24 protein-coding genes and 1 pseudogene are annotated in these 25,478 nt (G+C 73.3%); 3 read left to right on the top strand and 22 right to left on the bottom strand.

Annotated features, from left to right (window positions below; all coding sequences use genetic code 11):
* Positions 1-275: 275 nt before the first annotated feature.
* From L615_RS10265 to L615_RS10230, 9 genes and pseudogenes are all read right to left on the bottom strand, one after another.
* The gene (locus L615_RS10265; protein ID WP_028657248.1) at positions 276-1,532 is read right to left on the bottom strand and encodes an ammonium transporter; all 1,257 of its coding nucleotides are present in this window, start codon (positions 1,530-1,532) and stop codon (positions 276-278) included.
* Positions 1,533-1,706: 174 nt separating this feature from the next.
* Positions 1,707-2,093 carry a GNAT family N-acetyltransferase gene (locus L615_RS24180; protein WP_261376631.1) on the bottom strand — a complete coding sequence of 129 codons (387 nt, stop codon included), beginning with the start codon at positions 2,091-2,093 and terminating at the stop codon, positions 1,707-1,709.
* A gap of 93 nt (positions 2,094-2,186) precedes the next feature.
* Positions 2,187-2,861 (bottom strand): annotated as a pseudogene (gene trmD, locus L615_RS24175) (tRNA (guanosine(37)-N1)-methyltransferase TrmD); the annotation flags it as partial.
* Complete coding sequence (gene rimM / locus L615_RS10255) at positions 2,858-3,409, bottom strand: ribosome maturation factor RimM (protein WP_198020309.1); 552 nt, start codon at positions 3,407-3,409, stop codon at positions 2,858-2,860. The pseudogene trmD and the gene rimM, both read right to left, overlap by 4 nt.
* Before the next feature lie 93 nt (positions 3,410-3,502).
* The gene (locus L615_RS10250) at positions 3,503-3,742 is read right to left on the bottom strand and encodes an RNA-binding protein (protein ID WP_028657245.1); all 240 of its coding nucleotides are present in this window, start codon (positions 3,740-3,742) and stop codon (positions 3,503-3,505) included.
* A gap of 4 nt (positions 3,743-3,746) precedes the next feature.
* Entirely contained in the window at positions 3,747-4,238 is a 492-nt protein-coding gene (gene rpsP / locus L615_RS10245; RefSeq protein WP_145725001.1) for a 30S ribosomal protein S16, read from the bottom strand.
* 172 nt (positions 4,239-4,410) lie between these two features.
* A complete protein-coding gene (locus L615_RS10240) occupies positions 4,411-5,280 on the bottom strand; it encodes a RimK family alpha-L-glutamate ligase (protein ID WP_145725000.1) in 870 nt (289 codons plus the stop codon).
* Positions 5,277-5,981, bottom strand: coding sequence for a hypothetical protein (locus L615_RS10235; protein ID WP_051486286.1), 705 nt, complete (start codon positions 5,979-5,981; stop codon positions 5,277-5,279). Before L615_RS10235 ends, L615_RS10240 begins: the two co-directional genes overlap by 4 nt.
* Positions 5,978-7,891 (bottom strand): S8 family serine peptidase, encoded by a 1,914-nt coding sequence (locus L615_RS10230; RefSeq protein WP_145724999.1) that lies wholly within the window; start codon positions 7,889-7,891, stop codon positions 5,978-5,980. The genes L615_RS10235 and L615_RS10230 overlap by 4 nt, the downstream gene beginning before the upstream one ends.
* Before the next feature lie 104 nt (positions 7,892-7,995).
* Between L615_RS10230 and L615_RS10225 the strand changes: the two genes are divergently transcribed.
* Positions 7,996-8,568, top strand: coding sequence for a hypothetical protein (locus tag L615_RS10225; protein ID WP_028657242.1), 573 nt, complete (start codon positions 7,996-7,998; stop codon positions 8,566-8,568).
* Between the two features lie 13 nt (positions 8,569-8,581).
* Here the strand turns inward: L615_RS10225 and L615_RS10220 are convergent, their stop codons facing one another.
* Genes L615_RS10220 through ffh form a run of 3 tightly spaced genes read right to left on the bottom strand, consistent with a single transcriptional unit; the run spans position 8,582 to position 11,640 of the window.
* Positions 8,582-9,655 carry an amidohydrolase family protein gene (locus L615_RS10220; protein ID WP_145724998.1) on the bottom strand — a complete coding sequence of 358 codons (1,074 nt, stop codon included), beginning with the start codon at positions 9,653-9,655 and terminating at the stop codon, positions 8,582-8,584.
* Positions 9,656-9,695: 40 nt separating this feature from the next.
* Entirely contained in the window at positions 9,696-10,064 is a 369-nt protein-coding gene (locus tag L615_RS10215) for an NYN domain-containing protein (protein ID WP_028657240.1), read from the bottom strand.
* Between the two features lie 7 nt (positions 10,065-10,071).
* Complete coding sequence (ffh, locus tag L615_RS10210) at positions 10,072-11,640, bottom strand: signal recognition particle protein (RefSeq protein ID WP_028655962.1); 1,569 nt, start codon at positions 11,638-11,640, stop codon at positions 10,072-10,074.
* 183 nt (positions 11,641-11,823) lie between these two features.
* On the opposite strand from ffh, the gene L615_RS10205 reads away from it, so the two are divergent.
* On the top strand, positions 11,824-14,007 hold the full coding sequence (locus tag L615_RS10205; RefSeq protein WP_186449815.1) for a carbon starvation CstA family protein: 2,184 nt from the start codon (positions 11,824-11,826) through the stop codon (positions 14,005-14,007).
* Positions 14,007-14,189 (top strand): YbdD/YjiX family protein, encoded by a 183-nt coding sequence (locus L615_RS10200; RefSeq protein ID WP_036517994.1) that lies wholly within the window; start codon positions 14,007-14,009, stop codon positions 14,187-14,189. Before L615_RS10205 ends, L615_RS10200 begins: the two co-directional genes overlap by 1 nt.
* Positions 14,190-14,192: 3 nt before the next feature.
* On the opposite strand, the gene L615_RS10195 is transcribed toward L615_RS10200, so the two are convergent.
* From L615_RS10195 to mutM, 10 genes are all read right to left on the bottom strand, one after another.
* On the bottom strand, positions 14,193-16,430 hold the full coding sequence (locus L615_RS10195) for a [protein-PII] uridylyltransferase (RefSeq protein WP_145724997.1): 2,238 nt from the start codon (positions 16,428-16,430) through the stop codon (positions 14,193-14,195).
* A gap of 19 nt (positions 16,431-16,449) precedes the next feature.
* Positions 16,450-16,788: a P-II family nitrogen regulator gene (locus L615_RS10190; protein WP_028655960.1), complete on the bottom strand. Its 339-nt coding sequence runs from the start codon at positions 16,786-16,788 to the stop codon at positions 16,450-16,452.
* A gap of 48 nt (positions 16,789-16,836) precedes the next feature.
* Positions 16,837-17,175 carry a P-II family nitrogen regulator gene (locus tag L615_RS10185; protein ID WP_028655959.1) on the bottom strand — a complete coding sequence of 113 codons (339 nt, stop codon included), beginning with the start codon at positions 17,173-17,175 and terminating at the stop codon, positions 16,837-16,839.
* A 113-nt stretch (positions 17,176-17,288) separates the two neighbouring features.
* Positions 17,289-18,437 (bottom strand): signal recognition particle-docking protein FtsY, encoded by a 1,149-nt coding sequence (gene ftsY / locus L615_RS10180; RefSeq protein ID WP_028655958.1) that lies wholly within the window; start codon positions 18,435-18,437, stop codon positions 17,289-17,291.
* Between the two features lie 54 nt (positions 18,438-18,491).
* Positions 18,492-18,680, bottom strand: coding sequence for a hypothetical protein (locus L615_RS10175; RefSeq protein WP_028655957.1), 189 nt, complete (start codon positions 18,678-18,680; stop codon positions 18,492-18,494).
* A 113-nt stretch (positions 18,681-18,793) separates the two neighbouring features.
* Positions 18,794-19,240 carry a thioesterase family protein gene (locus L615_RS10170; RefSeq protein WP_028655956.1) on the bottom strand — a complete coding sequence of 149 codons (447 nt, stop codon included), beginning with the start codon at positions 19,238-19,240 and terminating at the stop codon, positions 18,794-18,796.
* Positions 19,237-22,824, bottom strand: a complete 3,588-nt coding sequence (smc, locus tag L615_RS10165) for a chromosome segregation protein SMC (RefSeq protein ID WP_145724996.1) — start codon at positions 22,822-22,824, stop codon at positions 19,237-19,239. Before smc ends, L615_RS10170 begins: the two co-directional genes overlap by 4 nt.
* 100 nt (positions 22,825-22,924) lie before the next feature.
* Positions 22,925-24,187, bottom strand: a complete 1,263-nt coding sequence (locus L615_RS10160) for an MFS transporter (RefSeq protein ID WP_145724995.1) — start codon at positions 24,185-24,187, stop codon at positions 22,925-22,927.
* 110 nt (positions 24,188-24,297) lie between these two features.
* Positions 24,298-24,495, bottom strand: a complete 198-nt coding sequence (locus L615_RS10155; protein ID WP_028655954.1) for a hypothetical protein — start codon at positions 24,493-24,495, stop codon at positions 24,298-24,300.
* Between the two features lie 109 nt (positions 24,496-24,604).
* Complete coding sequence (mutM, locus tag L615_RS10150; RefSeq protein WP_145724994.1) at positions 24,605-25,471, bottom strand: bifunctional DNA-formamidopyrimidine glycosylase/DNA-(apurinic or apyrimidinic site) lyase; 867 nt, start codon at positions 25,469-25,471, stop codon at positions 24,605-24,607.
* Between the last annotated feature and the right edge of the window lie 7 nt (positions 25,472-25,478).

The raw sequence follows: 25,478 nt of genomic DNA, 5'->3' as shown, positions 1-25,478 counted from the left end.
GGTGTCAAGGCTCGGCCGCGGGCGGCCTCGCACCTCAACCACCGGGGAGTCCGGCGGAGCCGAGCCCAAGGCTTGCCGCCAGACGGGCTGTGCCACCTACCGGAGCCAACTGCGCGCGCGGCAGCGYGGCGCCCGCGCCGGAGGCGCGTCGGCGACAGGTGCGGGCCGAGCGCAGCGAGTGCCTGCGCGCCGTCGTCGACAGGCGACACGCTCGCGCAAGACCACAGGCCCGCCCCGGACGAACCGGGACGGGCCTGCGGGTGGAGCGGGATGGATCAGTCGTTGAGGGCGTAGCCCTCGCCGTGCAGGACCAGGTCGATACCGGCGACCTCGTCCTCCTCCTTGACGCGGAAGCCGATCGTCTTCTCGATCAGCGTGGCGAAGATGAAGGCCATCACGAAGGAGAACGCGATCATCGTGAGCGACGAGAGGAGCTGGGCCATGAACAGCTTGGCCTCGCCACCGAACAGCAGGCTGCCGCCGGTGAGGGCCTCGGCGCCGAAGATGCCGACCCAGAGGCAGCCGATGAAGCCGGCGACCAGGTGCAGGCCGACGACGTCGAGGGTGTCGTCGAAGCCGAGCTTGAACTTCAGGTCGACCGCGAAGCAGCAGATCGCGCCGGTGACCAGGCCGAGCACGAGGGCCCAGACCGGGGTGAGGAAGGCGCAGGCCGGGGTGATCGCGACCAGACCGGCGACGATGCCCGAGGCGGCGCCGACCGCGGTGGCCTTGCCGTCCTTGAGCGCCTCGATGGCGATGTAGCCGAGCAGGGCGGCGGCGGGGGTGATCACGGTGTTGAAGAAGATGAGCGAGGTCTGGCCCTCGTCGGCGCCGTAGACACCGGTGTTGAAGCCGTACCAGCCGAACCACAGGATCGCGGCGCCGATCAGGACGAGCGGGACGTTGTGGGCGACGGTCTCCTCCTTGGAGAAGCCGATCTTGCGCTTGCCGAGGACCAGGGCCAGGGCGAGGGCCGCAGCACCAGCGGACTGGTGGATCACGGTGCCACCGGCCCAGTCGAGGGCGCCGGTGCCGAGGCCGAGGACGTCGTTGGCGAGCCAGCCGTTGGGCGTGCCCTCGGAGTCGACGCCCCAGATCCAGCGGAAGCTCGGGAAGACGACGAAGGCGGTGAACAGCGCGGCGAACAGCATCCAGGGCCAGAAGCGGGCCCGGTCGGCCACCGCGCCCGAGACCAGCGCGACGGTGATGATGCAGAAGGCGACGAGGAAGGCGTGGCCACCGAAGGCGTTGGCGGCCTCACCGGCGCCGACGCCCTCCATCAGGTCGGACATGCCCACGTCGGCGAACGGGTTGCCGAAGAGCTTCCACCCGCCGGTGGAGCCGTCGGTGATGCCCGTGCCACCGATGAGCACGTAGAGCAGGGCCACGACGGCGATGGAGCCGAAGCTCAGCATCATCATCGACACGACGGACTTCTGCTTGACCAGACCGCCGTAGAAGAACGCCAGGCCTGGCGTCATGAACAGGACCAGGGCAGCGCAGATCAGCTGCCACGAGAGATCGACAGACATCCGGTTCCTCACAAGTCTCGGGTAGTGGTGCGGCGGTCTGGCAACGTTGCCTGCCGCGTCTGGACCCGATACTTGCGACGCCTCGTTTCGCCGGGAACCGGCTCACGTTTCGTGCGTGTTACTAGTTCTCCCAGCGTGTGACGTCCCGGTGACGCCGTCTGCGACCCTCCCGCCTCAGCGGCGGGGCTTGGTGAGCACGACCGCGTGCGGCGGCGCCGGCAGGTCGGTGCGGAGGCGGAAGCCGGCCTTCCTGTACATCCGCTGGTTGCGGGCGCTGCCCTCCCCCGTGAAGAGGAGGTACGACGTCGCCTGCTCCGGCGCGACGGCCTGGATGTGGTCGAGGAGGGCCCGGCCCAGGCCGCTGCCCTGCAGGTCGGGGGCGACCATGATCCGCCCGATGTCCCAGGCGTCGCCCTCCATCTTGCCGCGGACGGCGCCGACGAGGCGGCCCGCGCGGCGCACGACCCAGGTGTCCCACTCCTGCATCCACGCGACGATGTCGTCCAGCGACTCGTGCAGGGCGGGGATGTCGAGGGTGTCGTTGTCGAGCGCCTCCTGCACCCAGCAGGCCCGCTGCAGGGTGAGCAGCTCGCCGGCGTCGCCGGGGACGGCGCGCACGATCGGGGTGCCGTCCTCGAGGACGGAGGGGTGCAGCAGGTCCGGCCGCCGCTGCGCCGTACGACGCCGGGCCTGGTCCTCGCGCCACGTGGCGATCCGGCCGTGGTCGCCGCTGAGCAGCACGTCGGGGACCTCGCGACCCTGCCAGGTGCGGGGCTTGGTGTAGACGGGGTACTCCAGCAGCCCGGACGCGCCGTGGGACTCCTCGACGAGGGACTCGGCGTTGCCCATGAAGCCGGGCAGGAGGCGCACGACGGCCTCGGTGACCGCGAGGGCGGCGACCTCGCCGCCGTTGAGCACGTAGTCGCCGAGGCTGAGCTCGCGGACCTCGGCGACCTCGCGGGCGTGGTCGATGACGCGCTGGTCGATGCCCTCGTAGCGCCCGCAGGCGAAGACGATGCGCTCGCGGGTGGCGAGCTCCTCGGCGAGGCGCTGGTCGAAGCGCTCGCCGGAGGGGGTGGTGAACACGATCGTGTCGCCGGCGCCGATGCCGAGGGCCTCGAAGGCCTCGCCGAACGGCTCGGGCTTCATCACCATCCCGGCGCCGCCGCCGTACGGGGTGTCGTCGACGGTGCGGTGCCGGTCGTGGGTCCACGTCCGCAGGTCGTGGACGTGGACGTCGAGCAGGCCGCTGGCCGCCGCCTTGCCGGGCAGCGACAGCTCGAGCGGGCCGAAGAAGTCCGGGAAGATCGTGAGGTAGTCGAGCCTCACTCCCCCTCCTCCTCGGGGAACGGGCTGACCAGGCCGGGCCGGTCGGCGACGACGACGCGACCGCCGGCGACGTCCACCTCGGGCACCAGGGCGGCCACGAAGGGCACCAGCGCCTCGCGCCGGTCGAGGGTCTTGATCCGGAGCAGGTCCTGGGCGCCGTGCACCAGCCCGACGACCTCGCCGAGGTGGGTGCCGTCGACGTCGTGCACGGCGAGGCCGACCAGCTGGTGGTCGTAGAACTCCTCGGGGTCCTCCGGCGACTCGTCGGCGGGCACGGAGGCGCGGAGCACCACCCCGCGGGCGGTCTCGGCGGCGTTGCGGTCCGGCAGCTCCTCGAACGCTGCCAGCAGCACGCCCTGGTGCCAGCGGGTCCGGGCGACGGTGAGGGTGCGGTGCGCGAAGGCGGAGCCGCGGGGCGGCTCGACCTGGAGGACGGCGCCGACGGCGTACCGGCGCTCGGGCTCGTCCGAGCGGACGTCGACCGTCACCTCTCCGCGGATGCCGTGCGGCTTGCCGATGCGACCGACGACGACCTCGATGCTCTCCACCACGAGCCCGAGGTTAGGGCCAGCCGGCCGGGAACGGCGAACGGGCGCCTCCCCCGTGGGGGAGACGCCCGTCCGGACGGTTCGTGCCGTGGCTCAGCGGCGGTCGGTGTCGACGAAGTCGACCCGGGTGCTGCTGTTGCCGGCCAGGGCGCCGATCACGGTGCGGAAGGCGGTGGCCGTGCGGCCGCCGCGACCGATCACCTTGCCGAGGTCGTCGGGGTGCACCCGGACCTCGAGCACCGAGCCGCGCCGCAGCTGCTTGTCGCGGACGACCACGTCGTCGGGGTGGTCGACCACGCCGCGGACGAGGTGCTCCAGTGCGTCGGCGAGCATCTGCTCAGGCCTCCTCGGCGGGAGCCTCGGCGGGGGCCTCCTCGGCGGCGGCCTCGGCCGGCGCCTCCTCGGCCTTCTCGTCAGCCTTGTCCTCGGCCTTGTCGGCCTTCTTCTCGGACTTCTTGGCGGTCACCGCGGCGCCCTTGGGCTCGTTGGCGGCCTCCTTGAGGGCCTCGTTGAAGATCTCGAGCTTGTCGCGCTTCGGCTCCTTGACCTTCAGGGTGCCCTCGGCGCCCTCGATGCCCTTGAACTTCTGCCAGTCACCGGTGATCTTGAGGATCGCCTCGACGGCCGGGGTCGGCTGCGCGCCGACACCGAGCCAGTACTGCGCCCGCTCGGAGACGACGTCGATGAACGACGGCTCCTCCTTGGGGTGGTACTTGCCGATCTCCTCGATCACGGCGCCGTCGCGCTTCTTGCGCGAGTCGACGATCACGATGCGGTACTGCGGGACCCGGACCTTGCCCAGGCGCTTCAGACGGATCTTGACGGCCACGTTTGTGGTGTCTCCTTGAGAACTAGTGTGGGTGAGGCGCGGGCGACCAGGTGGGGAACACCGGGACCCGGGTCTCGATGGGCGCTGCACCCACCGGTTGAGAGGGTCCGGAAGGCGCAGAACTCAGCCGCCAAGTCTGCCAGATCACCCCCGCCCGGCACGAATCCACCCCTCACCCGCCGGCGAGGTGGTCCGCGATGGCGCCCGCGATGGCCCGGTCGGGCCCGTCGAAGGTGGAGTACGCCGGCGAGGTGTTCGCCTCCCAGCAGTACCACCGCCCGTCGGCGCCGAACCGCAGGTCGAGGCCGGCCAGCTCGAGGTCCAGCGCCCGGCACAGTGCCCGGCAGCGGTCCGCGACGGCGTCGGGCAGGTCGACCGGCTCGGCGGCGAACCCGCCGTAGCGGTAGTCGACGGCCTCAGAGCGGATCCGGTGGACGAACAACCGGTCCCCCACGACGTGCACCCGGTGCTCGACCCCGGCGACGAACCGCTGCAGCTGGGTCGGGCACCAGCGCACCGCGGACAGGTCGTCGTCGGGCCCCACGACCCGGACGATGCTGCGGATCCCGCTGACCGACTTGACCACCACCCGGCCGTGCCGGGCGACGAACGCGCGGGCAGCGGCCGGGTCGGTGGTCAGCAGCGTCTCCGGGACCGCGAAGCCGGCGTCGGCGACGGCCCGGGCCTGCCACGGCTTCGAGTGGTTGCTGAGGCCGGCGGAGGGCCGGTTGAGCACCCGCACGTGGGGCGGCGCCAGCTCGGCCCACTCCCGCAGGTCGGTCGCGAGCCGGGCCAGCCGCTCCTGCTCGACCGCGTCGACGGCGTCGCCGAGGTCGTAGGGCCGCAGGTAGGCGCCGGTCACCTCGTCGACCAGGACCGCGTCGCCGTCGACGACGAGCACGGGGTGGCCCCCGCGCCGCTCGACGGCGACGGTCCCACAGTCGGCCTGGTCGACGAGGAGGTACGGCGCCCCGCGGTCCTCGAGCACGCGCCGGACCGCCTCGAGGGGCGTGTCGGTGCGCAACCCGTGCAGGACGATCACGACGCCACCCGCTCCCGCGTGCGGGGGCGGCCCGAGGCGACGTACCGCCGGACCGCGGCGCGGGCCGCGGGGGTCGCCACGAGCGGGGCGGGCAGCACCGCCTCGAGGGCGAGCCCCTCCCCCGGGCCGCCGGGTGTGAGGACGGCCGAGAGCAGCGGAGCGTCGTGCGCGGCGGCCGCCGCGACCAGCCCGCGACGCTCCGCCGGGCCGGGCGCGGGGCCGTCGCCACCGACGACGACCCGTCGGCCGACGACGGTGACGACGACGTGGCTCCCGCTCCCCGACCGCTCGGCGACCGGGAGCCCGGCCGCAGCGGCCCACGCCGTGGTCGGCCGGGTCGGTCCGGCGAGGTCCCCGGGGGTCGGGCGGACGACGCAGCGGTCGCCGAGGCCGGCGAGCCAGTGACCGAGCAGCGCGGTCATCTCCGCGGCGACGTACCCGCGGTGCTCGTCCGCGATCCAGGTGAGCTCGGCGGGTCGGACCCGTGCCAGGAGGCAGACGACCCGCCCCACCCGGTCGACCTCGAACGGCTCGCCGTCCGCGACGCCCCGGCCGGGCGGGTCCCCGGGGCCGGTGGCCCCGGCCGGGAGGACCCAGCCCGGCAGGGACAGGTCGGCCGGGGTGAGCAGGCGGGCGCCCGCCCACCCCGCGACCAGGGCCGCGGCCCCGGGGTCCCGCTGGGAGGCGACGACGAGGATCACGACGGTCCGTCGCCGTTGACGGCCGCCTCGACGACCGGGGTCGAGACGTCGGGCCGGTCCTCGGTGCCGAGGAACGGGCTGCCGAGGCTGCCGACGCGCTTCTCGATGCGCTCGAGCCGCTTGACGACCTCGTCCAGGCCCTCGAGGCCCTTCAGCCCCTCGAGCCGGTCGCGCACCGGGTTGATCAGGTCCTCGAGGTCGATCAGGTCGTCCACCTCGCGGCCGGCGAGCTTGTAGATGTCGATCTCGCGGATCTCCTTGAACCTCTTCTCGAAGACGATGTTGTCGCGCAGGTGCTTGACCAGGTCGTCCTCGAAGTGCCACCGCTTGACCGGGGTCGCCCGCTGCAGCGCGGCGAGCACGTCGATGCGGCCGTAGCCCATCTGCTCGTTCCACGTCCCGTTCGGGTGGCCGGCGACGTTGGCGTAGGGAACCGTCCCCACCTTCGCCGCGGTCTGCTCGATGATCCGGCGGACGCCGACGTTGTTGAGGCTGGAGTTCCGCGAGCGGATCAGCGCGGCGAGGGCAGCGACGTGCGGCGTGGCGGCGGAGGTGCCGTTGAACCGCGGTGTGTAGTCGTTGGCCGTGTAGCCGTTGGCGCCGAGCCGGTCGGTGCTGGGGATCCGCACGCCCGGCGCGACCACCGAGATCTGCGGACCGTAGTTCGACCCCCACCCCTCGCCGTCCGGGCTGGAGGGCGACTTGCGGTTGTCGGCCTGGTCGGAGGCCCCGACCGCGATGACCAGCGGGTTGGTGGCCGGGTAGGTGATGCCGTTGGCGGTGTTGTGGTTGTGCGTGGCCACGCACATCACGAGGCCGGCGTTGAACGCCTCCTGGATGGCCGGGTCGATCACGGCCCGGTCCCAGGCGTTCCACCCGAAGCTCATCGAGATCACGTGGGCGCCCTGCATCCGGGCGTAGCGGATGCCCGCGGCGACCTCGGTGTCGGTCCACCGGGAGAAGGCGATCGGCAGGATCCGGCAACGACCGGCCAGGCCCGCGACGCCGGTGCCGTTGCCGGTGCGGGCCGCGACGATCCCGGCGCACGGGGTGCCGTGGTCGCCCGTCGGCGCTCCGGTGCCGGACATGGTGCCGAGGTTGATCCCGTTGTGCACGAACGCGCCGGCGAGGTCGGGGTGGCCGAGCTCGACGCCCTCGTCGAGGATCGCGACGACCACCGAGGCCGAGCCCATGGTGAGGTCCCAGCCGGTGGTGCCGGGACCGGCGGCGCCGATCTGGCGGAGGTTCCACTGGTCGGCGTACATCGGGTCGTTGGGCACGTGCGCGACCGGGACCCGCATCGGCACCCACTCCAGGCGGACCTCCACGTCGCGCCCGAGGGCCTCGGTGATCCGGTCGGCGAGGTCGTACGCCGGCGTGGCGGCCGGGTCGGCGACGGTGAAGTAGTCGTGGTCGCCCAGCAGCGCGGAGCGGACCTCGTCGCGCTCGAGGCCGAGGGCGACGACCCGGGCGAGGTCCTCGGGGTCGGCGACGTCGGCGTGCAGCAGCACCACGGCGTCGGCGGCCGGGGCCAGCTCCTCCTCGCCGGCACCGAAGTCGGCGGTGTAGACCGGCGCGGCCCACCCGACGGTCCCCTCGGCCTCGGCGCGGGCGATCGCGTCGCCGTCGACCTCGGAGCCGTCGGGGGTGCGGGCGAACACGAAGTCCGGGCCCTCATTGACGGGCTGCTTCGCGTCGGGCTGGACGTCGGCCGCGGCGAGCGGACCGTCGTCGGTCGCAGGCCCCTCGGCGACGAGGCCGAGGGTGGCGAGCACGTCGGCCTGCGCTGCCGCGGCGGCAGCGAACCCGGCGACGGCCGGGCCGGTGCGCGGCGCGAGCAGGACGCGGTCGGGCTTCGGGGTGAGCTCGACGCCGGAGGGGTGCGTCAGGTGGTCGGGGTAGCGGTGCATGGGGGGCTCCTTCTCGAGAGGACCAGCCGGAATGGCCGGTCACTGTGCGGAGCGACGCGCCGGTGCCGTTGATACACCGAGCTGCGCTGGCAGACTCTCCGGCCATGAGCTCCCCCCACGCCCCCGCACCGAAGCGCACGTCCCGCACCGGCATCTGGGTGGCCGTCGGCCTGCTCGTGGCCGCGGTCGTGGTCGCCGTGGCCGCCGGCGTCGTGGTCTGGCGGCTGCTCAGCGGCGAGGTCGTCGTGGTCGCCGCAGACGGGCAGGCGCACCAGGTCGACCTCCCGGCCGACGAGACCTACGGCGTGTTCGTCACCGACGGCCGGCCGGTGACCTGCGAGGCGGTGGCCGGCGACGGGACCGCGATCTCCTTCGGCCCGGTCAACGGGTCCTACGAGGTCAACGAGTGGGAGGCGGACCGGTCCTTCGACACCGCGGACGGCGACCTGGAGGTCACCTGCACGGCCCTCGCGGGCGACGGCGCCGAGGTGCGGCTCGGGCCGCTGCCGAGCATCCCCGGGCTCATCGGGACGATCTTCGGCGGCGCCTGCCTCGGCCTGTTCCTCGGCGCGGCCGGGCTCGCGGTGCTGGTGGTGACGCTGGTGCGGCGCAACCGGCCGCCGCAGCTGCCCCCGCCGCCGTACCAGCCGCCGTACCAGCCTCCGTACCAGGGGTGAGGCGGGAGCTCCGTCAGGCGACGACCCGGCCGCGCAGCACGACGCGGGCCGGCTCGGTGAGCACCGACAGGTCCTCGAGCGGGTTGCGCGGGTAGACGACGAAGTCCGCGGCGTCACCCTCGTCGAGCCCGGGGTTCCAGCCCAGCCACGCGCGGCCGCGCCAGGACGCGGCGCCGAGCACGTACTCGTTCGACAGGCCCATGTCGGCCATCGCACGGATCTCCTCGTGCAGCACGCCGTGGCGGGTCGAGCCGCCGCCGTCGCTGCCGACGTAGAGCGCGACGCCCGCGTCGTGGGCGGCCATCAGCACGTCGCGGCGGCGCTGGAAGAGCGTGTCCATCGTCGCGGAGTACGCCGGGAACTTGACGCGCCCCTGGGCGGAGAACTCCGGGAACTTCGAGGTCTGCAGCACGGTCGGCACGAGCGCGACGCCCTGCGCGACCATCCGCTCGAGGTGGGCCTCGGTGAGGCCGGTGCCGTGCTCGATGCAGTCGATGCCGGCGTCGAGCAGCGGGCCGAGGGAGTCCTCGCCGAAGCAGTGCGCGGTGACCTTGGCGCCCTGGGCGTGCGCGACCTCGATCGCGGCGGTGACGGCGTCCGCGGGGAAGGACGGTGCCAGGTCGCCCTCCTCGCGGGAGATCCAGTCGCCGACGAGCTTCACCCAGCCGTCGCCGGCCCGGGCCTGGGCGTCGACGGCGTCGACGAGGCCGTCGGGCTCGACCTCCTGGCCGTAGTTGCGGATGTAGCGGCGGGTGCGCGCGACGTGGCGGCCGCAGCGGATCAGCCGGGGCAGGTCCTCGCGCTCCTGCACCCAGCGGGTGTCGGCCGGGGAGCCGCAGTCGCGGGTCAGCAGCACGCCGCTGTCGCGGTCGGCGATCGCCTGGCGCTCGACCTCGTCGTCGGGGACCGCTCCCCCGTCCTCGAGGCCGAGGTGGTTGTGGGCGTCGACGAGGCCGGGGACGATCCACCCCTCGGCGGCCGTCTCCGCCCCCGCGGGCCGCTCGTAGGTGACCACCCCGTCGACCACGAAGAGCTCCCGCACCTCGCCGTCGGGCAGGACCGGACCGGAGAACCGCAGCGCACTCACGCGCCGCACGCTACCAACGCCGCTGCGGGCGCGGTCCCCCTCAAAGGTGGGACAGCAGCCAGGTCGGGCTCAGCGTCGTCGCGCCGACGCCGTGCACGCGGGCGTCGAGCGCCCGGTCGGCGGTGACCACGACGGTGCGGTGGCCCCGCCCGACAGCCTTCGCCGCCTCGGCGAGGATCGTGGCGTCGCCGTCCTTCGGGGCGTGCACCGTGCGGACGTGCGCGTCCTTGCCGGCGCGCACCCCGCCCTTGGCCTGGCCCTCGAGGACGAGCACCACGTCGTCGTACGGCACGTCGGCGACGAGCAGCTGCTCGTGCAGGCGGCGGGCGGCCCCGGCGCGGTCCTTCCACCAGCCGTCCGGGCGGGCACCGACGACGTTGGCGCCGTCGACGACGAGCGTGGTCCTCACCGGAGGATCACTTCAGGAACTTGGAGAAGTCCTTGGGCAGCTGCAGGTTCTCGGCGGCGGCCTCGTAGTCGATGTCCTCGCCGATGCCGAACGGGTTCGGCTTCGCCTCGGCGGCCTTCGCCTTCGCGGCCGCGGCCTCCTGGGCGGCCTTGGCCGGGTTGCCCGACTTGCGCGCGCCCTTGCCCTTGCCCTTCTTGGCCTTCTGCTTGGCGGTGGCGCGCTTGCCGCCGCCGGGGCCGCCCATGCCGGGGATGCCCGGCATGCCGGGCATGCCACCGCCGCGGGCCATCTGCATCATCATCTTCCGCGCCTCGAAGAAGCGGTCGACGAGGCCGTTGACGTCGGAGACCGAGCGGCCCGAGCCCTTGGCGATGCGCGCGCGGCGGGAGCCGTCGATGAGCTTCGGGTTGGCGCGCTCGGCCGGCGTCATCGAGCGGATGATCGCCTCGATCCGGTCGATCTCGCGCTCGTCGAAGTTCTCGATCTGGTCGCGGATCTGGCCCATGCCCGGGAGCATCTTGAGGATGCTCGACATCGAGCCCAGCTTCTTCAGCTGCTGCATCTGGGCGAGGAAGTCGTCGAGCGTGAAGTCACCGCCGGTGAGCTTCTCCGCCGCGCGCATCGCCTCCTCCTGGTCGAAAGCCTTCTCGGCCTGCTCGATCAGGGTCAGCACGTCGCCCATGTCCAGGATGCGCGACGCCATGCGGTCGGGGTGGAAGACGTCGAAGTCGGTCATCTTCTCGCCGGAGGAGGCGAACATGACCGGGCGGCCGGTGACGTGGCGGATCGACAGGGCGGCACCACCGCGGGCGTCACCGTCGAGCTTGGTGAGCACGACGCCGTCGTACCCGACGCCGTCGAGGAAGGCCTGCGCCGTGGTGAGCGCGTCCTGGCCGATCATGGCGTCGACGACGAAGAGGACCTCGTCGGGCTGCACGGCGTCGCGGATGCCGGCGGCCTGCGCCATCATCTCCGCGTCCACGCCGAGGCGGCCGGCGGTGTCGACGATGACCACGTCGTGGAGCTTGCGCTTCGCCTCCTCGACCGATGCCTTCGCGACCGAGACCGGGTCGCCGACACCGTTGCCGGGCTCCGGCGCGAAGACCGGGACGCCGACCTTCTCACCGTTGACCTGCAGCTGCTGGACCGCGTTGGGGCGCTGCAGGTCGCAGGCGACCAGGAGCGGGGTCTTGCCCTGCTCCTTGAGCCACAGCGCGAGCTTCGCGGCGAGCGTCGTCTTGCCGGCCCCCTGGAGGCCGGCGAGCATGATGACCGTCGGCCCGGTCTTGGCGTAGCGCAGGCGGCGGGTCTCGCCGCCGAGGATCTCGACGAGCTCCTCGTTGACGATCTTGACGACCTGCTGGGCCGGGTTCAGCGCCTGGCTGACCTCGACGCCGCGGGCGCGCTCCTTGACCGCAGCCACGAACTCCTTGACGACGGGCAGCGCCACGTCGGCCTCGAGCAGGGCGATCCGGATCTCCCGGGCGGTCGCGTCGATGTCGGCCTCGGAGAGCCGGCCCTTGCCGCGCAGGTTCTTGAAGGTCGCGGTCAGGCGGTCGGACAGTGTGGCGAACAAGAGAGTTGCGTCCTCGTCGGAGTCGTCGGTAGGAGTTGAGGTCTCGAACACCGATCGTAACCGGCACGGCCCGCGGGCCGGACGTCTGCGGTGGACGTTCGAGGGTACTGCGCGGGCGCTCGGAGCCCGCGCGGTGGTCGGGAGTGCCATCGGGGGCACCTCGGCCGGGTCGAGGAGGACCTCATGTCGACGACTACTCCTGTACGACGTCCTGATGGCCCGAAGCGCCGGATGACTCCGGCCGGCATCGCGATCTGGGGCGGGATCGCAGTGCTCGGGGCGGTCTGCTGGACGGTGCTCGCCCTCTCCCGCGGGGAGGAGGTGTCGGCGCTCTGGATCCTGTTCGCGGCGCTGGCGTCGTACGCCATCGCCTACCGGTTCTACGCCCGGTTCATCACCCACCGGGTGCTCGGGGCGGACGACACCCGGGCGACCCCGGCGGAGCGCCTCGAGAACGGCCAGGACTTCGACGTCACCGACCGCCGGGTGCTCTTCGGGCACCACTTCGCGGCGATCGCGGGCGCCGGGCCACTGGTCGGTCCGGTGCTGGCCGCCCAGATGGGCTACCTGCCCGGCACGATCTGGATCATCGTCGGGGTGATCCTCGCCGGGGCGGTGCAGGACATGATGGTCCTGTTCTTCTCGATGCGCCGCGACGGCAAGTCGCTGGGCCAGATGGTCCGCGACGAGATCGGGGTCGTGGGCGGCACCGCGGCCCTCGTCGCGGTCTTCGCCATCATGATCATCATCCTGGCGGTGCTCGCCCTGGTCGTGGTCAACGCGCTGGCCGAGTCGCCGTGGGGCGTGTTCTCGATCGGGCTGACCATCCCGATCGCGCTGTTCATGGGCTTCTACCTGCGCTACCTGCGCCCGGGCCGGGTCAGCGAGACCACCGCCATCGGCGTCGCGCTGCTCCTGCTGGCGATCATCGTCGGCGGGTGGATCGACGACACCGGCCTCGGCGACGCGCTCACCCTGTCCCACGAGACGCTGACCGTCTGCCTGATCGTCTACGGCTTCATCGCCTCGGTGCTGCCGGTGTGGATGCTGCTCACCCCGCGCGACTACCTGTCGACGTTCATGAAGGTCGGCGTGATCGTGCTGCTGGCCTTCGGGCTGCTGCTGGCCCGCCCGGTGCTGCAGAACGAGGACATCACCAGCTTCGCCCTCGACGGCGACGGCCCGGTGTTCTCGGGGAAGCTGTTCCCGTTCGTGTTCATCACCATCGCCTGCGGCGCCCTGTCCGGCTTCCACGCGCTGATCTCCTCCGGCACGACGCCGAAGATGATCGCCAAGGAGACCCAGGTCCGGATGATCGGCTACGGCGGCATGCTGATGGAGTCCTTCGTCGCCATCAGCGCCCTGATCGCGGCGTGCGTCATCGACCAGGGCCTCTACTTCGCGATGAACAGCCCCGCCGGCGCGACCGGCGGCGACCCCGGCAGTGCCGCGGAGTTCGTCGGCACGCTCGGCTTCTCGATCACCCCGGACGCGCTGGTGCAGGCCGCCGCCGCGGTCCAGGAGCCGACCCTCATCTCCCGCACCGGTGGCGCCCCGACCCTCGCGGTCGGCATCTCGTCGATCTTCACCGACGCGTTCGGCGGCGGCCTCGCGGCGTTCTGGTACCACTTCGCGATCATGTTCGAGGCGCTGTTCATCCTCACCGCCGTCGACGCCGGCACCCGCGTGGGCCGGTTCATGCTGCAGGACACGATCGGCAACTTCTGGCCCCGCTTCGGTGACACGTCGTGGCGGCCGGCCGCCTGGAGCGCCAGCGCCGTGGTCGTCGCCGCGTGGGGCTACATGCTCTGGGTCGGCGTGACCGACCCGCTCGGCGGGATCAACCAGCTCTTCCCGCTGTTCGGCATCAGCAACCAGCTGCTCGCCGCGATCGCGCTGTGCCTGTGCGTCACCCTCATGCTCAAGCACGGCAAGGCGCGCTGGGTGTGGGTGCCGCTCGTCCCGCTGGTGTGGGACCTGGTGGTCACGATGACCGCCAGCTGGCAGAAGGTGTTCTCCGACGACCCGGCCATCGGCTACTTCGCGCAGGCCGGCCGCTACCGCGACGCCCGCGACGCCGGCGAGGTGCTCGCCCCGGCCCAGGACGCGGGACAGATGGACCAGGTCATCACGAACTCCACGACCAACGGCGTCCTGCAGCTGACGTTCGCGGTGCTCGTCGTCGTCGTGGTGGCCAACGCGGTGGTGGTCTGGGTCAAGGCGCTGCGCGCCGGCGGTCTGCCGACCACCGAGGTCCCGGCGCAGTCGTCCGACCTCGTCGCGCCGTCCGACTTCTTCGCCACGAAGGAGGAGAAGGAGGCCGTGCGCGAGTGGGAGCAGTCGCGGCTCACCGGGAGCCCGAGGTGATGCCGCTGCAGCGCGCGTGGCGCGGCCTGCGCTGGTACGTCCGTGAGCTCACCGGCGAGGGCCGCTGGGACGAGTACGTCGCGCGCTGCGCGGCCGAGGGGCGCCGGCCGATGTCGCGCCGTGACTGGGAGCGGCACCGCGCCGACCAGCGGGAGCACGCCCCGCAGTCGCGCTGCTGCTGATCCTCAGGAGCCGGTGATCGCGGCCCGCACGCCGTGGGCGGCCTCGGCGGCACGGGTGTCCGACAGCGCCCCCGCCGACGCCTCCTGGACGTAGAACACGTCGACGGCCTGCGGGCCGAGGGTGGAGACGTGGGCGGAACGGACGGTCATGTCGAGGGCGGCCAGGGCGGCGCTGACCTGGTAGACCACGCCGATCCGGTCCGCGGCGCGGACCTCCACCACGGTCGCGTGGTCGCTCGCCTCCGGGCGTACGACGACCGTGGGTGCCAGCTCGCCCTCGGCGGCCGGGCGCGGGGCCAGCCGGGCGGCCGGGTCGACGCGGCGTGCGGTGATCGCGTCCAGCTGGTGCCGCAGGGCACCGGCGTCGAGGTACTCGTCGGCGACGTCCCACACGGACACGCCGAGGTCCCCCTGCGACCAGACCCGGGCGGCGCGGACCGGGACCCGGCGCAGGGCGAGGGTCGCGGCGACGTCGGCGAGCAGGCCGACCCGGTCGGGGGCGACGACGGTCACCCGCGCGCCGTCCTCGACCGGCTCCACCGCGATCGACGTGCCGTCGGCGCGGGCGGCCTCCGGCACCGCGATCTCCTCGACCCGGAAGGCCGGCGGCACGGTCCCCCGCTCCAGGGAGCTGCGGGCGCGGCGGGACAGGTCGAGGACCAGCCCGGCGCGCCACGAGGTCCACGCCTTCGGCGAGGCCGCCTTGGCGTCGGCCTCGGTGAGCGCGGTCAGCAGGGCCAGCGCCTCGGGGGTGCGGACGTGCTCGGTCAGGGCGTCGATGGTGGCCGGGTCGTCGGGGTCGCGGGTGGTGGCGAGGTCGGCGAGCAGCAGGTGGCGGCGCACCAGCTGGGCGATGAGGTCGACCTCGTCGGGCGCGAAACCCATCCGCTCGGCGATGGCGCGGGCGATCGGCTCCCCCGCGACGCTGTGCTCGGTCAGGCCGCCCTTGCCGATGTCGTGCAGCAGGGCGGCGACGACGAGGACGTCGGGCCGTGCGACGTCGCGGATCAGCGCCGAGGCCTCCACACAGGTCTCGACGACGTGGCGGTCGACGGTGAAGCGGTGGATCGCCGAGGCATGCGGCAGGAGCCGGATCCGCTCCCACTCGGGCAGGATCCGGGCGAGCGCACCGGTCTCCTCGAGCGTCTCCCAGACCCCGAGCAGGCCGCGACCGGCTGCGAGCAGGCGCACCATCTGCTGCCGGGCCTCGTCGGGCCAGGGCTCCGGCAGCGGCGCGCACTCGCGCACGAGGCGGGCGGCGGTCGGGGGCGCCAGGACGGCGTCACGCACGGCCGCCTCCGCGGCGGCCCGCAGCAGGAGCACCGGGTCGTCGGCGGGTCGGGCGCTCGCCTCCAGGACGACCTCGCCCTTGGAGAGCGCGACGCCGGGGGCGACCCGCTCGAGCTCGGGTCGGCGCGGCCTCGCCGCCGGGGCACGCCGGACGGCGTCGTCCGCACGGCGCCACGCCAGCCGGGACAGGTGGGTCACCCGGCGGCCGAGCTCGCGGACGTGGCGCTGCGCCGCGCCCTCGTCGGACAGCCCGAGGCCCGCCGCCAGCGCCTCCCAGTGCTCCGGCGCGATGCGGTCGGTGGCGCGCCCGGCGGCCTCGTGCAGCACGTCGCGGACGTCGAGCAGCTGGGTGCGGCAGCGCTCCAGGTCGGCGGCAGGGACGTCCACGAGCCACGTCGCAGTCAGTCCCTTGAGCACGGTGGCGTCGCGCAGCCCGCCCTCGGCCTCCTTGAGGTCGGGCATCGACAGGTGGGCCAGCTCGCCGACCCGCTGGTGGCGGGTGCGCACCATCTCGCGCAGCTCCGGCAGGCGCTCGCGGGCCTGGCGCCGCCACTGCGCGAGGATCGTGGTCCGCAGCCGCAGCGTGAGGTTGAAGTCCCCGGCGACGTGGCGCACGTCGAGCAGGCCCGCCCCGACGCGCACGTCCCCCTCGGCGGCGGTGAGCATCTCGGGCAGCGGGCGCACCGAGTGGTCGAGCTTCACCCCGGTGTCCCAGAGCGGGTACCAGACCCGCCCGGCGAGCTCGGCCCACTCGATCCCGTGCGCCTCAGCGACGCCCTCGTCGGAGACCAGGACCAGGTCCAGGTCGGAGAAGGGCGCCATGTCGCCGCGTCCGTAGCCGCCGACCGCCACGAGGGCCGCGCCGGTGTCGGGGCCGCCCGCGTCGTCGTACGCCTTGGCGCAGAGCGCGTCGGCGGCCGCGGTGCGGGCGGCGCGGTCGGCTGCGGTCATGGCGTGGCGGAGGGGTGGCTCAGATCGCCGCGGAGCCGGTGTCGCCGGTGCGCACGCGAACGACGGTCTCGACCGGGGTCACCCAGATCTTCCCGTCGCCGACCTTGCCGGTCTGCGCCGCGCGCGTGATGGTGTCCACGACCTGCTCCACGTCCTCGTCGTCGGCGACGATCTCTATGCGCACCTTCGGCACCATCGCGATGTCGTACTCCGCACCCCGGTAGATCTCGGTGTGGCCCTTCTGCCGTCCGTACCCGCTGACCTCGCTGACGGTCATGCCGTTGACACCGACCGCCTCGAGCGCCTGCCGGACGTCCTCCCACTTGTGCGGCTTCACGACCGCGCTGATCAGCTTCATGGGTGCAGGGTGCCAGTCCGGGGACCGGATCCGGGGCGACGCGCGGCCTCAGAGGGCCGCGGCGTCCTTGTCACCGGTGCGGACCCGGACGACGGTGTCGATCGGGCTGACCCAGACCTTCCCGTCGCCGATCCGCCCGGTGTGGGCCGTCTTGGTGATGATGCCGACGACGTCCTCGGTGTCCACGTCGTCGACGACGATCTCGATGCGGATCTTCGGCACCAGGGCGATGTCGTACTCCGCACCGCGGTAGACCTCGGTGTGGCCCTTCTGCCGCCCGTACCCGCTGACCTCGCTCACCGTCATGCCGGTGACACCGAAGGCCTCGAGCGCCTCGCGGACGTCCTCCCACTTGTGGGGCTTGATGACTGCCGTGACGAGCTTCATGACCCGAACGTTGCTCGGGCTTGGTTTCGGATCCGCAGGAGGCGTGTTTCAGCCGTGTAACGAGTTCCCCACAACCGTTACGTGCCGATGACGGCCCCGCGGGGCGGGGTCCGTCAGCCGAGCAGCGCGTCGACGAAGGCGGCCGGGTCGAAGGGCGCCAGGTCGTCCGGGCCCTCGCCCAGGCCGACGAGCTTGACCGGGACGCCGAGCTGGCGCTGCACGGCGACCACGATGCCGCCCTTGGCGGAGCCGTCGAGCTTGGTGAGCGCGATGCCGGTGACGTCGACGACCTCGGAGAAGACCTTGGCCTGGATCAGGCCGTTCTGGCCGGTGGTGGCGTCGAGGACGAGCAGCACCTCGGTGACCGGGGCCTGCTTCTCGATGACCCGCTTGACCTTGCCGAGCTCGTCCATCAGGCCCTGCTTGTTCTGCAGGCGGCCGGCGGTGTCGACGACCACGGTGTCGACGCCGCGCTCGACGCCCTGCTTGACCGCGTCGAAGGCGACGGAGGCGGGGTCGCCGCCCTCGGGCCCGCGCACGACCTCGACGCCGACCCGCTCGCCCCAGGTGGAGAGCTGGTCGGCCGCGGCGGCGCGGAAGGTGTCGGCGGCGGCGAGCAGCGCGGAGCGCTCGTCGGCGACGAGGATCCGGGCGATCTTGCCGACGGTCGTGGTCTTGCCGGTGCCGTTGACGCCGACGACGAGGACGACGCCGGGGGTCTCCCCCTCACCGCTGACGTTGAGGCTCCGGTCGAGGCTCGGGTCGACGAGCTCGATCAGCTCCTCACGGAGCACGGTGCGGACGTCGGGCGCCTGGCCACCCTCGACGCGCAGCCGGGTGCGGAGCTTCTCGACCAGCTCCTGGGTCGGGGCGACGCCGATGTCGGCGCCGATGAGGAGGTCCTCGATGGCCTCCCAGGTGTCCTCGTCCAGCTTCTCGCGGCTCAGCAGGCCGAGCAGGCCGCGGCCGAGCGCGTTGGAGCCGGCGAGCCGCTGGCGCAGCCGGACCAGGCGCGAGGCCGGCTTCTCCGGCTTCTCGAGGGCAGGTGCCCCGGGCTCGACGACGGGCTCGGCCGGTGCCTCCGGCTCGACCTCGACGGTCGGCGGGGCGGTCGGCGCCTCGACCGTGGGGGTCGGGGTGATCGCCTCGGTGGGCGGTTCCTGCGGCAGGCGGCGCGGGCGGCGCGCCCGCGTGGTGACGAGGCCGGCGATCGCGAGCACGCCGACGACGGCGATGCCGATGACCAGGTAGATCCACTCCATGGGGCCATCCAACCAGCCCGCCCCGGGCAGCCCGGAATCGCGCGGGCCGGTTCCCTACTGCATGCGCAGCAGGTCACGCTCCTCGTCGTCGATGACCGGTGCGGCACCGGCGGCCCTGGCCATCGCGTCGCCGAGCCACGGGACACCCGGGACCTGCTCCCCGCGGTGCGGGTAGGCCACGTAGAGCACCACGGCGGCGGAGACGACCAGGCTGAACAGGACGGCCAGCAGGACGAAGAGCACTCAGGTCCTCCGAGAGGGATCGGGGCGTGTCGGTCGGTCGTCCCCCATCCTGCCTCGCTGCCCCAACCGGGGCCGCATCGGCGCCAGCGCACGCGCCCGGCGTGCGGCAGAGGTCACACGACGAGCGGGGCGACGGCCTCGCGGACCACGTCCGGGACCGGGGTGACCGGGCGGGACGGGTCGGTGTTGTCGACGTAGACGTGCACGAAGCGGCCCTCGGCGCAGGCGACGTCGCCCTCGCCCTGGAAGAGGCCGACGCGGTAGACGACCGAGGACCGGCCGAGCCGCTCGACGGCGAGGCCCATCTCGATCGGGCGGGGGTAGCCCATCTCCGCGAAGTAGCGGCAGGACACCTCGGCGACGACGCCGATGGCGGGCAACGTGCGGATGTCGGTGCCGGTCGCCTCGTGCAGGTGCACGTTGACCGCGGTGTCGATGAGGTCGAAGTAGCGGGCGTTGTTGAGGTGGCCGTAGACGTCGTCGTCGGACCACCGGGTGGTCGCCGTGCGCCAGGCGCGGTACGACGACCGGGTGGGCCGGCTGCGGTCGGGCTCGCTCATGCCGGCTCGGTGTCCCGCAGCCGCTGGCTGATCACGGCCGACACGCCGTCGCCGCGCATGGTGACGCCGTAGAGCGCGTCGCCGACCTCCATCGTGCGCTTCTGGTGGGTGATCACGAGCAGCTGGGAGTTCTCGCGCAGCTCCTCGTAGATCTCCAGCAGGCGCCCCAGGTTGGTGTCGTCGAGGGCCGCTTCGACCTCGTCGAGGATGTAGAACGGCGAGGGACGGGCCTTGAACAGCGCGACCAGGAACGCGACCGCGACCAGCGAGCGCTCGCCGCCGGAGAGCAGGGAGAGCCGCTTGACCTTCTTGCCCGGCGGGCGGGCCTCGACCTCGACGCCGGTGGTGAGCATGTCGGAGGGGTCGGTGAGCACCAGCCGGCCCTCGCCACCCGGGAAGAGGCGGGCGAAGGTCTCGTCGAAGGCCCTGGTGACGTCGGCGTAGGCCTCGGTGAAGACCTGCTCCACGCGGGCGTCGACGTCCTTGACGATGTCGAGGAGGTCCTTGCGGGTCTGGCGCAGGTCCTCGAGCTGCTCGGAGAGGAACTGGTGGCGCTCCTCCATCGCCGAGAACTCCTCCAGCGCCAGCGGGTTGACCTTGCCGAGCATGCTCAGCGCCTTCTCGGCGGTGCGCAGCCGCTTGACCTGCTCCTCGCGGACGAACGGCACCGTGCGCGGCTCCGCCTCGCCACCGTCGCCCTCACCGTCGCCCTCACCCTCCGCTGCCGGGGGCTCGAGGACGGGCACCGGCTGGTCCGGGCCGTAGTCCGCGACGAGGGCCTCGGGCTCGAGGCCCAGCTCCTCGAGCGCCTTGGTCTCGATCTGCTCGATCTTCATCCGCTGCTGGGCGCGGGCCATCTCGTCGCGGTGGACCGAGCTGACCAGCTCCTCGAGCTCCTTGCCGAGGTCGCGCAGGGCCTGCCGCACGCCCATCAGCTCCTGCTCGCGGCCGCGGCGGGAGTCCTCGACGGCCTGGCGACGCTCGGCCGCGAGTGCCACGGAGGCCTCGAGCCGGGCGAGCACGTAGGTGGCGGCGCTGGCGACCGCCTCGCCGGCCCGGCCCTCGGCGAGCAGGCGGGCGCGCCGCTCGGCGGCGCGGGCCCGGGCGACGCGCTCGGCCTCGGCGGCCTTCCGCATCTGGTCGACCCGGCCGTGCAGGGCCCGGGCGCGCTCCTCGGAGGTGCGCAACGCCAGGCGCGCCTCCATCTCGGCCTGCCGGGCGGCGCGGGTGGCCTCGACGAGGCGCTCCTGCTCGGTCGTGTCCGGCTCCTCCTCGCCGCCGTCCTCCTCGGCGGCGGCCAGGCGCTGCTCGAGCTCGGCGAGGCCGACCAGCGCCTGCTCGCGGGCGTTCTCGGCCTGGCTGATCGCCTCGGTGAGGCGCTCGGCCTCGGCACGCGCGGCGCGGGCGAGCGAACCGTGCTGGCCCAGCTCCTCGGCCACGGCGGCGAGGGTGGCGTCGGACTCGTGGAGCTTCGCGAGGGCGACGTCGACGCGCTGCTGCGCCTCGGCGCGCTCCGCCTCCAGCCGGGAGAGGTCGAAGGCGAGGCGCTCCGAGGCGGCGACGGCCTCCGCGAGCGCCTCCGCGGCCTCGTCGACGGCGGCCTGCACCTCGATCAGGCTCTGGGTGGACTGGGAGCCGCCGGAGGCGAAGTGGGCGCCGAGCAGGTCGCCGTCGCGGGTGACCGCGACGACGTCGGGCAGGTCGGCGACGAGGGCCCGCGCGGCGGGCAGGTCGTCGACGACGGCGACCTTGCGCAGCAGGCGGTCCAGGGCGGGGCGCACCTGGGCGGGGCACTCGACGACCTGGCTGGCGTACGTCGTGCCGGGCGGCAGCGCGGGCCAGGCGGCGACGTCCTCGGTCGCTCCCCCGCCGAGCAGGAGCCCGGCCCGGCCCAGGTCGTCGGTCTTGAGGTGGTCGATGGCGGACACGGCTGCGTCGGCGTCGGTGACCGCGACCGCGTCCGCGGCGGCGCCGAGGGCGGCGGCGACCGCGCCCTCGTAGCCGGAGCGGACGGTGACCAGGGCGGCCACGGAGCCGAGCAGGCCGGAGACGGTGTCGGTGGCCGCGAGGAGGGCACCGGCGCCGTCCTTGCGGTTGAGGCCCAGCTCGAGGGCCTCCTTGCGCGCGCTCAGGCCGGCCTTGTCGCGGTCGGCCTGCTGGGCCTCCTCACGGACCTTGGCGAGCCGCTCGTCGAGGTCGTCGAGGGCGGCGACGGCCGCCTCGTGCTCGGCGTCCAGGCCCTCCTCGCCGGCGTCGAGGCCGGCGACCCGGGTCTCCAGGGCGGTGAAGTCGCGCTGCGCCTTCTCGGCGCGGGCGAGGGCGTCCTTGCGCGCGGCCTCGAGGCGGCCCATCTCCTCCTCGGCCGAGGTGGCCCGGGAGCGGAGCGTGTTGACCTGGCCGTGCAGGCGGGCGAGGCCCTCGCGACGGTCGGCAGCCGCGCGCAGCAGCGCGGCGACGCGGCGCTCCTCGGTGGCGGCGGCGTCCTCGGCGTCGCGGCGGTGCTGGACGGCGTCCTCCAGGGCGGTCTGCTGCTCGGCGACCAGGGCGGCGATCTCCGCCTCCTGGGCGGCGACCCGCTCCGCCTCGGCCTCGAGCTCGTCGGGGTCGCGGCCCTGCGACACCTCGGCGTCGGCGACGCCGGCGGCGTTGCGGACCCGCTCGGCGGCCAGGCCCTGGGTGCCGCGGAAGCGCTCGCGCAGCGCGTTGAGCGACGACAGCGTCTCCTGAGCCGCGGACAGCGCGGGCAGGTCCTCGCGCAGTGCGGCCTCGAGACGGGCCTCCTGCTCGCGGGCGGTCGCGATCGAGGCCTCGACCTCGGCGCGACGCGTGAGGAGCACGCTCTCGTCGGCGAGCTCCTGCTCCAGCGCGGTGCGGGCGGTGACCAGGTCGTCGGCGAGCAGGCGGGCCCGGGCGTCGCGGACGTCGGCCTGGACGGTGGCGGCACGGCGGGCGACCTCGGCCTGCCGGCCGAGCGGCTTGAGCTGGCGGCGGATCTCGCTCAGCAGGTCGTTGAGCCGGTTGAGGTTGCCCTCGGTCGAGTCCAGCTTCCGCAGCGCCTTCTCCTTGCGCTTGCGGTGCTTGAGGACGCCGGCGGCCTCCTCGATGAACCCGCGCCGGTCCTCCGGCGTCGCGTGCAGGATCGTGTCCAGCTGGCCCTGGCCGACGATGACGTGCATCTCGCGGCCGATGCCGGAGTCGCTGAGCAGCTCCTGGACGTCGAGCAGGCGGCAGGGAGTGCCGTTGATGGCGTACTCCGACCCGCCGGTGCGGAACATGGTCCGGCTGATCGTGACCTCGGAGTACTCGATCGGCAGGGCGCCGTCGGAGTTGTCGATCGTCAGCACCACCTCGGCGCGGCCGAGCGGCGGACGGCCCGAGGTGCCGGCGAAGATGACGTCGTCCATCTTGCCGCCGCGCAGGCTCTTGGCGCTGGCCTCGCCCATAACCCAGGCGAGCGCGTCGACGACGTTGGACTTGCCCGATCCGTTGGGCCCGACGATGCAGGTGATCCCGGGCTCGAGCTGGAGGGTGGTCGCGGACGCGAAGGACTTGAACCCCTTGAGGGTCAGGCTCTTCAGATACACGCAGGCTCCTTGCTCGGTTCCGTCGGGACCGGACGCAACGGGGCGATCCTGTCAGGTCCACAGGGGGCGTCCGTCGCGGGGGAAGCTCGGCCGTCTCAGGCTACCCCGCGTCCGGGCCCGGAGCGTGCATCCGTGTGTCGTCGTCGAGGTGGGCGATGTGCCCGAGCTGGCGCCACACGAGCAGCAGGGTGAGGCCGGAGCCGACGAAGGCGAACCAGAACGGTGCGACCACTCCCCCGTGCTGGGCGACCTGGCCACCGAGGGCGCTGCCGACGACGACCCCGCCGAAGATGGCGATGCTGTAGACCGACCCCACCCGGCCCTGGAGCTCGGCAGGCACCGCGCGCTGTCGCACCGCCTGCGACAGGGTGCCCCACACGAAGGCGTAGACGCCGAAGCCGGCCATGATCAGCACCGCGACCCATGCCACCCGGGTGACCGCGAAGCCCAGGTGCATCAGGACCTCCAGGGTCAGGCAGGCCCGCATCAGCGCGGCGAGCGGGACGTGGCGCTCGAGCCAGCCGAAGGCGAAGGTGCCGACCAGCCCTCCGGCCGCGGCGGCCGAGGTCAGCAGGCCGTAGCCGACCGGGCCCATGTGGAGCACGTCGAGGGAGTAGAGGACGAGGATCGACCAGGCGGCCGCCCAGGTGATGTTGAAGGTGACGATGACCAGCGCGAGGGTGCGCACCGGCGGGTGGTGCAGCAGCCAGCGGATCCCGTCGCCGATGTCGCGCAGCACGTGGGTGTCGACCTTGCCGCGCACCGGACCGGGCGGCAGGGAGATCCGGGTGACCAGGACGACCGCCAGCAGCCCGCACACCGCCTGGGCGCCGAACGGGACGGCGGCGCCGACCGCGAAGAGCGCCGCACCCACGGGCGCACCGGCGAGCTGGTTGAGGGTGATGAACCCCGCCTGCAGGCGGGCGTTGGCGATGCCGAGGTCCCGCTTGTCGACCAGCATCGGCAAGAACGTGCGGTAGGCGGTGTCGGCGAACACCTCCGCCGTGCCGAGCAGGAACATCGCGACCAGCACCACCGCGATGTCGACGACGCCGGTGACCACGGAGGCGACCAGCAGGCCGAGGACGACCAGGCGCAGCGAGTTCGCCACCACGACCATCTGCTTGCGGTCGACGCGGTCGGCGATCGCCCCGGCGAGCAGGCCGAACAGCAGCCACGGCAGACCGGTGAGCAGCATCGCCATCGACACCAGGCCCGGCGACCGGGTCTGGGACGCGACCAGCAGGGGGCCGGCGGCGAGGGCGATGCCGTCGCCGAGGTTGCTCACCCAGGTCGAGGCGAGCAGCCGGCGGAAGTCTGGACCGAGGCGCGGCGGCGCCACGGCGTCGAGCACGCGGCTCACGAGAGGCACTCCCCCGAGGACGGACGAACCACCCGTCGCGCGCTCAGCGGGGGTGGTTCGTGGTGTGGTTCACCTGGTGCGACGGCGTCGCCGTCACAGGAGTCGACGACTCAGGCGGGCTGCATCTCCGAGGCGTCGCCCGTCAGGATCTCGGCAGCACGGGCCGACATCAGCTTGTCGTTCTCCTCCGACAGGCGGAGGACGAGGGACTCCAGCTCAGCGACCCGGTTGCGCAGACGAGCGTTCTCGACGGCGAGACGGGGGTCGCGGAGGTCGCTGTTCAGGTGACCGATCAGCGCCTTGGCCATGAAGTTGAGCCTTCCGGTTCGAGAGGGGGCAGCCCGTTGGGGGCCGTCTCCAAGAGTCCCACCTCAGCGGCTCTGGGTCAAACTGCTGGAGGGGCGTCCGGACAGGTGTTCAGGAGGTGCTCCGGCGCCGGCGCGGGACCGGCTGGCAGCGCGGGCAGAAGTACGACGAGCGGTTCATGAACGGCACCCGCCGGATGGCCGTCCCGCACCGGTCGCAGGGCTCGTCCTCGCGGCCGTAGGCGTGCAGCGAGCGGTCGAAGTAGCCGGACTCGCCGTTGACGTTGACGTAGAGCGCGTCGAAGGACGTCCCGCCCTGGGCGAGCGCCTCGTTCATCACGTCGCGGGCGTGGCCGAGCAGCGCGAGGGCCTGCGCCCGGGTCAGCCGGTCGCCCGGCCGCTCCCCGTGCAGTCCGGTGCGCCACAGCGCCTCGTCGGCGTAGATGTTGCCGACGCCCGAGACGAGGGTCTGGTCGAGCAGCAGGCGCTTCACGGCCGAGCTCCGCTTGCGCAGCCGGGCGACGAAGGCGGCGTCGTCGAACTCCGGGTCGAGCGGGTCGCGGGCGATGTGGGCGATCTCGGGCGGCAGGTCCGCGCCGCCGACCGACACCGACAGGCCGCCGAACATCCGCTGGTCGACGAAGCGCAGCTCGCGACCGTGCTCGGTGCCGGCGAGGGCGAGGCGCACCCGCAGGTGCCGCTCGGGCGGGGCGTCGACCGGCTGCACGAGCAGCTGGCCGCTCATGCCGAGGTGCCCGAGGATGGCGTCGCCGTTGTCGAGCGGCAGCCAGAGGTACTTGCCGCGGCGGCGGGCGCCCTCGATGCGGCGGCCGGTCAGCGCGGCGGCGAAGCCGGAGGCGCCGCTGGGGTGCCGACGCACCGGGCGGTCGTGGAGGACCTCGACGAGGGTGATCGTGGCGCCGGTGACGTGGCGCTCGAGGCCGGCGCGGACGACCTCGGCCTCGGGGAGCTCGGGCAACGCGGCT

Origin of the sequence: Nocardioides sp. J9, assembly GCF_007829375.1 — a bacterium.
GTDB lineage: Bacteria > Actinomycetota > Actinomycetes > Propionibacteriales > Nocardioidaceae > Nocardioides.
Note: the sequence above shows the minus strand (reverse complement) of the source record. Positions and strands in the feature narration are given on the sequence as shown.